Below are 13,189 nucleotides of genomic sequence, written 5' to 3'. Positions count from 1 at the left end.
GCAGATGGGCCGAACAAAGTGTGGTCTTGGGATATCACTTATTTAGCTTCGGTCATCAAAGGACGCTTTTATTATCTATATATGTTTGAGGATATTTATAGCCGTAAGGTTGTGGGTTATGAAGTCCATGAACGTGAATGTGGTGAGCTAGCGGCCGAGTTAATGCAACGCAATATGCTGCGTGAGCAATGCTTTAAGAAGCCACTGGTATTGCACTCAGATAATGGTGCTCCGATGAAGTCGTTAACAATGAAAGCCAAGCTTTAAGAGTTGGGCGTTACCGCGTCATTAAGCCGCCCGAGTGTCAGTAACGATAACCCTTACTCCGAGTCGCTGTTTAGAACATTAAAGTATCGGCCAGAATGGCCTAGCTCTGGCTTTAAAAGCATCACCGAAGCACGAGAATGGGTCGAAGTATTTGTGACTTGGTACAATACTAAGCATAAACACAGCAAGCTCAACTTTGTGTCACCGAGTGAGCGTCATGCGATGCAAGACAGGACTATTTTATCTAAGCGTAAGATAGTGCTAGAGGAAGCGAGGTCAAGAAATCCTAAACGCTGGCCAAACGGTATAAGGAATTGTGACGCTGTAGGTGAAGTCACACTGAACCCAGATAAGAAGTCTGAAACAGAAACAAGAAATGCAGCTTAAAATTTAAGTAAAGAGTGCCAACTACCTTGAAAAACACCGAGTCCGTGCCATTGGAAATGACTTAGCAGGCGCTGTGACATTTTTACCGTCATTAGAAGAAGAACACAACCAGCCGTCTTTTAGAATACTTGAAGAAGAAGAGTTAATTACAAGACTCGACAATAAAGAAGAATTTGGCCTACTCATATGGGACGATAAGCCACGTCTCAGCGTGGCCGGAGTTCAAGATAAATTAAATGTTTTTATTGATGAGAAAGGCACTATTGGCTTTGGTGATGGCTCACTCTGTTCTACCCATATTTTAAAATTTGAAAAGAGAAACTGTCCTAATCTCGTCTTGAACGAATTCTTTTGTATGAAGCTCTCTAATGCAGTTGGATTGCCAACTGCTGATGTTGAGTATAGACATTTTGGACCGCACCCATCGCTCATCGTAAAACGATTTGACCGCAAATATGTTGCCAACTCCAACAAAGTAATGAGACGTCATGTTATCGATGGCTGCCAAGCATTGAATTTACCAAGAGACTACAAATATGAGCGAAACTTGGGTGACGGAAGAGATGTTCAACATATTCGAGATGGAGCTAGCTTAGTAAAGCTATTTGAATTCACTGAACATATGTCTTCGCCAATTGAAAGTAAGCAATGGCTTATAAACTGGCAACTGTTTAATTTAATGATCAGCAACTACGACAGTCACGGCAAGAACGTTTCACTATTCTTTGATAGAAATAACGCACGATTCACTCCAGCTTATGATCTCGTCAATATCGCTTTGTTCCCTCAATTTAAACACATGTTGGCGATGGCTATGGGAGATGAGTTTGACCCCAATGATATTCACGCGTATCAACTGGCTGATTTCGCAGAAACATGTGGTATCGATAAGAAACTGTTATCTAGGTTATTGACTGAATTGGCAAATAAAGTGATAAAACAACTATCTACTGAATCGTTGATTGAAAGTCTGAAAACTCAATCTCATTTTTCTGCTAATGATATAAAGTATTTTCAGCAACTGAGTGACAACATACTTACAAGAACCGAGTATTTAAAAGCTCAAGCAGTTGAAATACCTTATATTGAAGTATAGAGACGTCCACTTAGTGGGATCGTGTTTTTACGATTTACTCAGTCCAATTAGTGGAATAGGTTTTTTTAGGGGGGATTACCAACGAACGTAGCCAACACTGCTGCGGATCCAATTAGGAAGGATATAACATGCAATTTATGATGCGACTCGCACCTATTACCTTTCCAATAGCCATTCTGGCAGGCCTTGGTTGGTGTATTGGCATTGCCTTACTCGAACAGCCACATGGCTTAGGCTATGCAATTACCCGATATTGCATGATGATATTTGTGGTACTCGCCCCTGGGCTTACGCTAAAGCTCACGTTCTTCGTGATTGTCAGCCTAGGACGCAAACAGGGGCTAATCGCGCTTGCACGCCCAACGTGTAGCCTGAGTTATGAAGAATCACTTTATTAGTTCAGAGTATTGGCCTTTTTCGATGGTAAACGCAGCCGTATGCCAAAAAAGCCAATCAGGAGAAACTAGCCTACCCACCATTTGCTCACTTACTGTGGGTAGTTGGGACAATGGGGCAAAGCTTTATATCGCAAGCTTTAGAGGATAAATAGATGAAGCTCTCGAGCCCAATAATTTGCAGAGCCACAGCTTCCATGCCAATGACTGCCGTTGTCGGTACACGCTTAACAATGGCCTTCATCCAGTTAGTACGATTATATTTTCCTTGCCAGATAATATCTTCACTTTCATTAACAGCATGAATGTGGAAAACGTTCTTGGCTAAATCGACACCGACTCTTATCGTGTTTTTCATAAAAACCTCACTGGTTATAAAAAAGACTCCTGCTGCTAGTTTACTCTATTGTCAGCATATGGGACGAATGGGTGAGGTTGTGTCCATTCCATTGCTTACCGATCAACCATATCATCCATATCATCCATATCATCCATATCAGCCATATCAGCCATATCATCCACAGTATTTAAAAGGTCAAGAAGTTAACATTATTCAACAACAGCCTAAGTAAGAAACTAATTAATCGTCTGCAATTACCATAGGCCTGTCAAAGACTCCCAAGCAAACTGGTGCACAAGATCGACAAACAAAAACAAAAAAGGTCGAGACCTTGATTTTATGTTGTGCAGTGAATTGTTGTTTGTCGTCAAATCGACTTTAACGCTGCTCTAGCGGATCTTGCGAATAATCATGCCTCGACTAGAAATATCGTAATCAATTATTCGTATTGAAAATTTTGTTCCTTTTGCACGGTGCAATCCACAATTGCTAATGTTAAAAAATACTATGATGGAACCGCTTTTTCCACAATGTGATCAGGTAATTTTCGTTGTATTAGACTTTTAAAATCAAAAAGGTGTAATGCCATTTCATTCAGAGATGCCAATAATTGGTTCGGGGGATACTATCAATTGACTCTCCACGACAAGCTCAATGACAATCTATAAGTGCATCCACATCAATTTAAATTCATCATCCCAATCAATTTATCTTTCGCCAAAATATGAATCAAAATCACCTAAATCGTTTATTACACAATAAAAAACAACATTTTTTTTGTGTAATATCATGAATAGTAAAGGGTTTATTAATAAATATAAATAGTATATCTATTGTAATTACCAATAATTACTGTACAAATAGACAGTAAATAAGAGACGTGAAAAATTAATTTCGGTAAGCGTAATCTATATGCGCATGAAGAATAAAAATATGATAAATATGAAAACAAAACAGCGCTTAATTAACAGTTTTACCCTTGAGTACCATCCTTTGGTCGCAAGTTTACTCCGCGAGGAGATAACGGTGCCGTCCCCCGCCGGCGTGATTGACCATCTTCATGAGCATGAAATACATATCTTGCTGAAAACAATAACTCTGTATGTCATATCTGTAACTCATGAGCATTTTCTACTTTTAACGCCCGAACCATTGTTTGCTCTACTGAGACAACATCCCTGTGCTCAATCACAAAAAGTGAGCTTATGTGAATACCAACATTCAGCAGATAACATCGAGCAAACAATCACGACATTAATGTTCACCCTTCCAGCATTGCAAAACAGCTATCAATCTTCACACCTAAAAACGCTGGCTTCTAGACTCAATAATGCTAAGTCAACCCATTCGATATCAGCCAATACTCTGCCAAAGAAAAGCCGCTTAGCACTATTTGCAGGGGTATCGCCATCTGCAATACGGTTAGACAACAAGAAGCTAGCCCGCAATGACGATAAGAGCAAAGGCAAAGCATGAGTAAACTAAGTGCTATCAAACGTAAAGCACGTCAACGAAATAGCGGTGGCGTCTTCCCTGAGTCGATGAGCGTAGCGTTAACATTACTTACCGCTCTGCATCGATTAAAATCGCAAAGACACCCTAGCGTTAACAAAAAGATCAGCCCTTACGATCGACATTTGTTTTATTTTGTCTATCTTTGGCTCACTGGCGAACTTGTGGACTGCAAAACTATTGACGATATCCCCACGATAGACATTCTCACTGGCAGTGAGCCATGCAGAGCCAATGCACTACGGCGAGTGCGTATGAATAATATTTCATGGGTCGAGTATGCATTGGCACACGACACACAACATGGCATTAAATGGCAGTGGCAGCCGTTACCGAACGGGCTCAATGCTTACTTTAGCCATGCCTTAACCCAGTCTATCGAGCATTGGGATCTATCCGTTCATGAAAAAGAGGCTTTTATTGATTGGGTAACGACAAAATGGCGAACCCCACCCTCATTATCAGGCCGATACCGCATGCGCCGTGATGGACTTTTTGGTTACTTCAAAACGTTAGCCAATCTTGATAGTAGCCTATCGACACTCAGTAAACGAACATTGCTCGGTGAAGCAGGCTTGCATCATCACTCTGCCAGTGCCTATCAATCCCAAGACAGCGATCAGCTACGTTACGAGATCTTTCACGCACAAACCCGATATCTCGATAGACTTCGTCAAGTACTGATGGATCCGAAGCTCGAACCGATGCTCAGTGTGCCGCTTCCCATCACCGCTAACGAACGTTCACTGCTACATAGAAATGACCCTCTGCCTGAACATTTACTCGTAGCGGGCCGCATTGCAGAGTTTCACCTCGATCTCACTAAAGCAACCAAAACCTATGTCAAAACACAAGCACTTGCTATTGGGTCACAGCGGATGTTGGAGGTGGATAAAGTAAGGCATTTTTTCCGTCATTTACATCAACAAGGGCGACAGCTGACACGCCCGCAGTACACCACGAGCGCCTTACGTGAGTTAGTTAATTTTCACGCGAATGAACTCGCATTACTGTTCATCGTATTAACAGGTGCTCGCCCGACGCATGCGATTACGCTTGAACAGGCTTACTGCTTTAACTTTCAATACGCTATTGTTAGCGACAAGGGACGCTGGCGCAGTATTATGCTCCCTGATTATCTGCAGCAAGCAATCCAGCGATTTGAACAGCTCAAACACCAACTCAATCAATTTTTCCCAAAGTTTACCCCCTCACCAATGGTGTGGTTTGAGATCAATGAAGTAGGTGAACCGCAGCCTCTCACAGCAAAGACACTGCGTTATTTTATGAGGCAGTACTGGTCTGAATGCATACAAAGTGTTCAGGTTGTGCCCTACCAACTACGGCATTTTTTTGCTCAGCACGCAAGGGCGTCACTCGATCCAGTCTTATCGACTCAAGATGTTGATCAACTAATGGGACACTCCTCCTTCGGTGAGCACCTTGGCAGTGATATGCATTTCCCAGCATCACAAAGAAAACTCAAAAAACACCTTAACGGCATCAGTGATTTTTTACAGCTACCGACAATCATGGAGGAGTAGTGATATGTTCAATTACAGTACATTACAGCGCTACTATGATGACTTGGGGCTAGTGATAGAAAAACGCAGCGATATCGATTGGGTATGTCTACAGATTGAGCAACACGCCAGCCAACGTCAACTCAGTGAAGTCAGTCTCAAGCAAATAAATAATGCCATAAGCGACATTCCAACTGGGCGACAACGTCGGCTCAAACGAGCAAAAGCTCAAGTCTTACAATTTCTTTATGAAGTCTGTGATTGGGTGCTGCCTCTAAAAGAAGAGGCGCGGTGTCAAGATCGTGCACTCGAGTGGATGCGTGAAATACAAATCTTCAACGACGATGCTGGCAGAGTACTACGAGGCTACTCTCAGCAACGCCAGCGCTTTCTCGCCGCCCCCAAAAGTAGATCTCAGAGTGAATTAGCTTGGTTACTGGTCGTGCTCTACATAGAAGTAGCGCCCCTGCCATTAAATTACTGGCAAGCGGTGCTCTGTAGTACTGATCCAATCACATTTTTTGAAGGTCAATATACCCTAAAGGTGCCACACCCAGCGCCTATCGCGGCATTTGCTAACAACACTCAGCCTAGTTTTACCCGGTTACCACTGCCACTGTTTGCTTATCGGCTATTACAACAATATATGCTACAGCAAACTCAGGAACCAACAAAAAGTGCCCTTTTAAAAGCATTAAATAGTGCATTATCTGCGCAGCCTTATTATCTTGCTCCGCGCTCAGAAGCGAAGTGGCAACGAACGTTTCAGTCATTGTGGCACCATCATTATCAAGTACCTGCCGAACTGTTGCGCGATATTTCAGATCCTCTACGCCATGTTGCGACGTTACCTCAACATTTCAGCCCAACGTTGCCACTCGCAATCAAAAAATCACTCTACCAACCTATCGTATTTCAGCGACAAGAAAACCAAGATGCCATTCATTCAAAGTCGGGGAAGCCTCATTGGCCACACAAAGAATTAATCAAATCTTACCGCCGTAAAAAAAACGCATCCGCAGTAATCCCATTAGTGCCCAGTTGGACTCAAGATAACATCTTGCCTAAGCTTCTGTTTCATTTCTGCGAGTCGTTATTTATTGAGGGCGGAGTTAAACGTGACAACCTACCAGCAGACACAGTCGACCGCTACAGCAACTTTTACAAAAACCTTGCTCCGTTAACGTATCAAGCGGCTTGCGAGCCCGATAAATTAGCACTATGGGCGCAGCAAGCATTTGAAACCCTTAATGACAAAGACTCTCAGGCCTGGCATTTCTACCAGTTTTTACGCAGTGTGTCCCAACAGCCATTGACCGATCACCTTGATTTGAGTCAATTTGAAAAGCCTAGTTTACCTGCTCGAGTTGATCCCTTTCGGCTGAGTGTTGCTCAGTTACACCTAGTTATCGAGCACTTACTATCTTCATCAAATGGCCACGCTCTGCAACGACTGTTTGCCAGTGTCGCAGCCTTATTTGGCTTCTATGGTGCGTTACGTCGTGGCGAGGTATTACGCCTTCGTGTGGGGGATATTCGTCAAGCCTTCAATCAGAATAACCATTTTCAGCTCACCATCACAAAAACTGCTGAAGGCCGAACTAAAAATCGACAAACTCGCCATGTGTATATTGTCATGCCTGAAGTAGCAGCCAAACTTGTACGTATTGTCATTAAAATCCATGCAGAGAGTGATCACGCACAACCGCTATTGGCATTATGTGGTGAATCCATTGCGTCACGCGCAAGTCATTATTTATACCCGGTAACACAGGTGCTTAAAGGGATGTTCGGCCCTCAGGTACGCTTCCATCATTTACGTCATTCAGGTATTGAGCTCACTTATCTGCAAGGGTTACATTTAGCCTATGAACGAGAAGATAACCATTTGGCCTGTTTGCTCGATGATAGAGCAATGCAAACAATGTTGACCAAACAGAATTGCTTAGCACGCTTTAGCTTTTGGCTAGAAGGGCGTGATTTTAGCGAGGTAAACGACAGCCTTGTTTTTGATGTGATTAGCGCTCAATTTGGCCATGCTCACTATGCAACAACTCGACGTCATTACTTGCATGGACTTGAAAGGATCATCCCGCTTTTTAAGCCACACCAACGCCACTATAGCCGTGATGAGTTGCGCTACCTTTTGGATATGCCCACTGGTTCAAATGATATAGCCAGGGTACTTGCTGAACTTAGTCCTCAATACGCCTCATTGCCTGAACAAGCTAAAAAAAGTTACCGCCCCTACTATAGCGAAGCGCAACTGCTAAAAAGAATCGTCCCAAAACAGCCAGCATCCATGCTTAAACAGCAATGGGATGACAATGAATGGTTAAAAATTTGGACTGCTAACGCACCAAGACAATGGCACAACGGGCAAGTATTTCATCTTATAAATGGTCAAGCAATGCGCAAGTTAACAACTGGAGAGCTTACAATGAGGTCCCTGAGCCAAGCGTGGATGCTGTTGGGGCAACACCAAGGGTTAGTGTTGGATAAAAAGCAATGCACCGCGATGAAGCACTTAGGCGGAGCAACGATTGCTGAAGCGTTCATAAGTGAACACTTAGCAAGACCGGATGAGCCAGGCAAGCTAGATATTGTATTTAATTGCCCCTGCAACCAACGAACACTTAAAGCATTTCAGAGCTTATGTCATCAAGGGTTTCTCAAATCATTCAATGCAAAATTGACTTTAGTGCAAAATCGAAAAAGCCTTAACAGTCATAAGCTTGAATTGATCAAAAGCCACTTTGCTCGCAAGCAAGACACAGTGTTGCATAACGTTATACCAGTTGGTGACACCAGTCTTAACATCATATTGCACACACCATTTTCAGCAATAATATTCAAACGCCCACTAGCGCAGTATTTTGCTGATCTATTAACTATCACGACTTAAAAGGATCCCACCATGCCAAAACTTGAATTCAATGCAGACCGTAAACAAGGCATTAGCCACCTGGTTAACGCTATCAGTGATAGAGATCCTATTCCTTATGTCACTGTGGTGATAGAGAACAAAGAACTGGGCTATTTAATCGGAGGTCAGAGCGATTTCCCCTCTATGGTTCAATTGCCACTTAGCAGTGACTGGGGACTCAAAAAAGGTCAATGGTCGTTATGTGCAAGTAGCTTCGGTACATGGTGGCGGGCTGAACTAGATAACACGTTAAATAGAAACCCAATCACTATCGAAGTCGAGTATGGTAAACAGCAAAAGTTACCGATACTCAATGCCCTGATGGCACAAGTATCTCGTCTATACATTCAAGCTAAACCGCCAATCGAGGAGCATCTTGCTTTTCTTGAACAGCATAAAAACCAAGCTTACCAGTCACTACCTACTGATTCGGCGAGGGTGATCCTTGACGTCGCCGAGGCCCATCAGCCGTTTGATGTGTTTGAGCTCAATAAAGAGCTACAAAAAGTCCGTATTGAGCGTGACAACAATATTCAGACCTGTGCGCTACCAGAGAATATGGAAGTAACACATGGCATATTGCTGAACAAAGATAGCGTGGTACAACTAGAACGGATCTGTCATAACACTGATGCAGAACAGATCCTGTATTATCTAGATGATGAACGCGCAATATTTAGTGATGGTCACAGCGTGAACTCAAGCTCGTTAGCATCACTGCGTGAATATCGATTAAAAAAAGAAACAGCGTATCGGGTCGAGGTAAAAATTTTCATCAACATTTATGATTTTAAAGAAGATCTCAAAAAATATTTGTCGATTACGCCACTCAAAAAAGCCAATCAAGCACTACTCTATATCGATAAAGACTATGTCATGCTTGCCAGCTTAGTTGAAGAGACCGGCAGTAACCGTTTTATTCGCACAAAACACATCGATTGTCACAAGCCCTCGTTATACAGCATCAATCTGAGTCAGCTAAATCATGTGCGAATTAAAGATATTACCAATGCTGAACAAATGAAAATCGCGGTATTAATTAATGAGCAAGGAGGGCTAAAGTTGGGGTTTTATAACGACAGAGATAATGCCGAGCCTTACCAAAGTATCACAGATATCGAATATGCTTCCCCGAAAATGGAACTGGTACTGCAGTCGAAAGCCAGACTAGAGATCATGCTAAAACAGCAGAATGCTGATGGCGATACACATAGCCAGGATGATTTATTTGGTTTTAAGGATGTTTGATTTCGGAATAAAACGGGCGTGCTGCATTATGTTGATGTGTTGTTTGAATAAGTACAATAAAACACTGGACAAATACACAGTACTGGGTATATAACTGGAACTGGTTAACGAATAAGCTATATTTTTAGCCTATTGGGAAGACACACTGAGGTGATTGACTTGCGCGTTTTGTGAGTTGAGTTACCCTTAAATAGCAGTTGGGAGAGAGTGGCGGCAACCACTCTCCCCCGTACCGGCTGCACCGACCTTTAATCAGAACTCAGCCGATGGCTAAATTCTAACGAATTCCATTGGTAAGGGACAGATCTATTTAACGATCTGAGATCAATGGAGGCCTTTCATGGTCCATATTCGTATTCGCCCCAACGGGCGTATTCAGTTCGATTTTCATCTTTATGGCTGCCGTTTTCGTGAAGGCAGTCAATTGATGGCCACCCCTAAAAACCTCGCGACAACCAAAGCCACACTCAAGCAAATGAATGCGGAAATTGATTTAGGCACCTTTCAATACCGTGATTATTTCCCCAAGAGTAAAAAAGTGGTCAAGTTTGAACAACTGCAACGCGCCACTCACCCCGACCGTCAACACCCCTTCTTTGATGAATTTGCGAACCAGTGGTTTGAACGAAAAAAAGCCACCTGGAAAAACAGCTATCGAGATACGGTGCGCAGTGCATTGGATAAATACCTTATCCCCCACTTCGGCAATACATTAGTCAACGAACTATCGCTGTCACAGGTGGATTACTTCCGTCAGGACTTAAGTGATGGGGTAAAAGAAGACGGTTCTCGTTTATTGTCTAATCGGCGAATTAATTTTATCCTCTGGCCTTTGGTTGCCATTATCAGCTTAGCAGCAGAAGAGTATAAGTTTGAGTATCCACTGAGACGTTATAAGGCCTTCAAAGAAGAAAAAGCGGAATCGAATCCGATGACCATCGATGAGGTCCGCAAGTTTCTTGTGAAGGTTCCACAAAAATGGAAAGACTATTTTATCATTCGCTTCTGGACGGGCATGCGCAGCTGTGAGGTGCATGGTTTAGAGTGGGACCACATTGATTTTGACCATCGATTAATTCGCGTTCGTCAAAATTGGGTTAATGGTGAAGTGGGTGATGTAAAAACACCAAAATCACGCCGTGAGCTTAAGATGTGTGACACCGTATTTGATGCGTTTAAACGTATTCAAGCCGTTAAAACCGGACGATCTAACTTTGTATTTATCGCGCCGACAGGCTTACCACCTTCAACGCATTTTATAAGTCGTAAATTGTGGTTCCCCACCTTAAAAGCCGCAGGCTTAAAACTCCGTCGACCTTATGAAACACGCCATACCGCCGCAGTGCTGCATATTGCGGCTCATGAGAACCCGCTTTACATTTCGCACATGTTAGGACACAGCGACACACGACTACTGTTTGAAGTCTACGCCCCCTATGTTGCCAATGCTTCTCGCCTTGATGGTAGTGCATTTGACTCATTGATGAAAAGCGAGGGACTGGGCTAAAAAACCTTAGCCACTATAGACACTGTGACAAGGTCTATAGTGGCTTGGATTAAGACCCCATCATAATAGATGAAGTGAGTATGCCAAACGCTTAAAACGTCAGCGATGACATCTCGACAAACAAAATCTAATCCAAAAAGCCTTCAAACATTCCATAATTCATCATGTCATTCAATTCCTGTTGATGGATCCGCTCACTTAATTCTTTACGCATGGCCTGCACAGTCGAAACCTTGCCAACTTTAGCGAATAATGCTTCAGCTTCAATGATCAGCAGATCGCCATACTGTTGCAACGTTTTTGCGCGCGACGCCTTCCCGCCACCGCCAAAACGACGCCAAATTTCCGATTTAATGTCGTTGCCATGCTGCATAAATTGATGTTCTTGGTTTAATGACACTATTTTTGAATATAACGCGGCTTCAACTCGCTTTATCATGTCCTCGTCTGCTTTAAGCTTATACTCAGGCAGGTGTTCTTGCGCCATCATCAACAACGCGAGCGCATCTTTATCTTTTTTAGCCTGGGAAAGAAGCTGCATTAAGTCCTTCTTTAAGGCTTTTTGCTCAAGATCTTGCTCCTTATCAGGATGAAGTTGATTCGCGAGTTGTCGATACAGTTTCGTCATCGCTTTATTTTCAAATAGCGCTGAGCTCATCGTCTGGTCAGATCCACGCTTTTCGAATGAAAAGTCATCTCCCATATTACCCCAGGCGGGCTCATCCCACTCACCTTCATCCTCACCTTCATCCTCACCTTCATCTTGTGCTTCAGCCTTATGTCTTTGGCTGAGCATTTCTTCAATATAAGCTTGAAAGTCTTCAGGATTGTGGATCATGTCAGTCAGCTCATCATCACTTAAAGGCAACCACTCACCGAACATGCCAAACAGATCTTCCCGTAGAGCCTCAAGTTCATCATCACTCACCGTTTGCTTTGGCATAGCCGATTGAAAATCAATCAATAACGATGTAAAAAGCTCTCGCAAATCAGTTGTGCCAATGGGATTAAATGGGTTGGCCTCAAGTATAGTGAGCTCTTCTTCAATCCAACCATAAAGTTCAACCCTTTGGTTACCCTTAATCGTTTTGCGTGGCACAAACGTTAGTAAATGTTGGACCCACTTTCCGGTCGCAGCACACACAACATGCTCTTTTGACTCTATTAGCGGCTTAAATTCTTCGTAAAAGTCATCTAATTTAGCTCGATAGCGTTGATTACGAGTTTGCTTCTTTTCGACGTCTTGCCACAATTTGTCGAGCTTTTGCCACTGTTTGTTAGATGTGTTGAGCTCAGAGTTGTCGATAATGGTCATTAATGTCATGCAGAGTACCGTATTGAAGTTTTTTTGATTTCAGTGAGTGTATTATCAAGAATGATGCCGTTTTCATCAACCATTACAGACTAGGTTCTTGGTGACTAAATGTATAGGGCGCTGTGCTTGTCACCGCCGTTTACTTTCAATTTCCCCCTTTGCAGCGCCCCATCTCCTGAACAATTAAAAGCGAACACCTGGGTTCCGGCTTTAACAGCGTTACCGGAACGACGTAATCGAGCAGCGCCCTAGAACCTAGCAGCCAGGCAGCCAGGCAGCCAAGCAGCCAAGCTTATTAATTCGCTTTAGTGTTTTCTTGTCTTGAGTTTGCAAGGCATAAAATGTTTGTTGAACTTGGCCGATGGCGCATGGATCACTGACTGATTTACCGCCCAAATTGCGTCAGCGGATAAATGAGGAAAACTTTCTTAAAATATGATCGATATAAGGGATGGTTACAGATGGTAAACGCAGCCGTATGCCAAAAAAGCCAATCAGGAGAAACTAGCCTACCCACCATTTGCTCACTTACTGTGGGTAGTTGGGACAATGGGGCAAAACTTTATATCGCAAGCTTTAGAGGATGGATAGATGAAGCTCGAACGCCCCAAGGAATGGGGCAACCAGGGGCAATGATTGACAAAACAAGTCACTAAACATAATCTTCAACCCA

The 13,189-nt window shown here is 43.0% G+C and carries 10 protein-coding genes and 1 pseudogene; 9 read left to right on the top strand and 2 right to left on the bottom strand.

Annotated elements, in window-relative coordinates:
• The 3 genes and pseudogenes from AAEZ02_RS14915 to AAEZ02_RS14905 all read left to right on the top strand — a co-directional run.
• Nucleotides 1-654, top strand: a pseudogene (locus AAEZ02_RS14915) (transposase); the annotation flags it as partial.
• Between the two features lie 73 nt (nucleotides 655-727).
• Complete coding sequence (locus AAEZ02_RS14910) at nucleotides 728-1,750, top strand: HipA domain-containing protein (RefSeq protein WP_351123821.1); 1,023 nt, start codon at nucleotides 728-730, stop codon at nucleotides 1,748-1,750.
• 128 nt (nucleotides 1,751-1,878) lie between these two features.
• On the top strand, nucleotides 1,879-2,148 hold the full coding sequence (locus AAEZ02_RS14905) for a hypothetical protein (RefSeq protein WP_244212476.1): 270 nt from the start codon (nucleotides 1,879-1,881) through the stop codon (nucleotides 2,146-2,148).
• Nucleotides 2,149-2,233: 85 nt separating this feature from the next.
• Here the strand turns inward: AAEZ02_RS14905 and AAEZ02_RS14900 are convergent, their stop codons facing one another.
• Nucleotides 2,234-2,503 carry a hypothetical protein gene (locus tag AAEZ02_RS14900; RefSeq protein ID WP_351123818.1) on the bottom strand — a complete coding sequence of 90 codons (270 nt, stop codon included), beginning with the start codon at nucleotides 2,501-2,503 and terminating at the stop codon, nucleotides 2,234-2,236.
• A gap of 924 nt (nucleotides 2,504-3,427) precedes the next feature.
• Here AAEZ02_RS14900 and AAEZ02_RS14895 point away from each other — a divergent pair.
• The 5 genes from AAEZ02_RS14895 (at nucleotide 3,428) to AAEZ02_RS14875 (ending at nucleotide 11,201) form a co-directional block, all read left to right on the top strand.
• Nucleotides 3,428-3,961, top strand: a complete 534-nt coding sequence (locus AAEZ02_RS14895) for a hypothetical protein (protein ID WP_192115886.1) — start codon at nucleotides 3,428-3,430, stop codon at nucleotides 3,959-3,961.
• Nucleotides 3,958-5,541, top strand: coding sequence for a site-specific integrase (locus tag AAEZ02_RS14890; protein ID WP_351123815.1), 1,584 nt, complete (start codon nucleotides 3,958-3,960; stop codon nucleotides 5,539-5,541). The genes AAEZ02_RS14895 and AAEZ02_RS14890 overlap by 4 nt, the downstream gene beginning before the upstream one ends.
• A gap of 4 nt (nucleotides 5,542-5,545) precedes the next feature.
• Nucleotides 5,546-8,425, top strand: coding sequence for a site-specific integrase (locus AAEZ02_RS14885; protein ID WP_351123812.1), 2,880 nt, complete (start codon nucleotides 5,546-5,548; stop codon nucleotides 8,423-8,425).
• 12 nt (nucleotides 8,426-8,437) lie between these two features.
• On the top strand, nucleotides 8,438-9,694 hold the full coding sequence (locus AAEZ02_RS14880; protein WP_351089065.1) for a hypothetical protein: 1,257 nt from the start codon (nucleotides 8,438-8,440) through the stop codon (nucleotides 9,692-9,694).
• 340 nt (nucleotides 9,695-10,034) lie between these two features.
• Nucleotides 10,035-11,201, top strand: a complete 1,167-nt coding sequence (locus AAEZ02_RS14875) for an Arm DNA-binding domain-containing protein (protein WP_351123809.1) — start codon at nucleotides 10,035-10,037, stop codon at nucleotides 11,199-11,201.
• A 127-nt stretch (nucleotides 11,202-11,328) separates the two neighbouring features.
• On the opposite strand, the gene AAEZ02_RS14870 is transcribed toward AAEZ02_RS14875, so the two are convergent.
• Nucleotides 11,329-12,525, bottom strand: coding sequence for a J domain-containing protein (locus AAEZ02_RS14870; protein ID WP_351123806.1), 1,197 nt, complete (start codon nucleotides 12,523-12,525; stop codon nucleotides 11,329-11,331).
• Between the two features lie 452 nt (nucleotides 12,526-12,977).
• Here AAEZ02_RS14870 and AAEZ02_RS14865 point away from each other — a divergent pair, with 452 nt between their 5' ends.
• The gene (locus AAEZ02_RS14865) at nucleotides 12,978-13,172 is read left to right on the top strand and encodes a hypothetical protein (RefSeq protein ID WP_124013250.1); all 195 of its coding nucleotides are present in this window, start codon (nucleotides 12,978-12,980) and stop codon (nucleotides 13,170-13,172) included.
• The last annotated feature ends 17 nt before the right edge of the window (nucleotides 13,173-13,189 follow it).

The organism is Shewanella sp. T24-MNA-CIBAN-0130 (assembly GCF_040310185.1).
Lineage (GTDB): Bacteria > Pseudomonadota > Gammaproteobacteria > Enterobacterales > Shewanellaceae > Shewanella > Shewanella psychromarinicola.
Note: the sequence above shows the minus strand (reverse complement) of the source record. Positions and strands in the feature narration are given on the sequence as shown.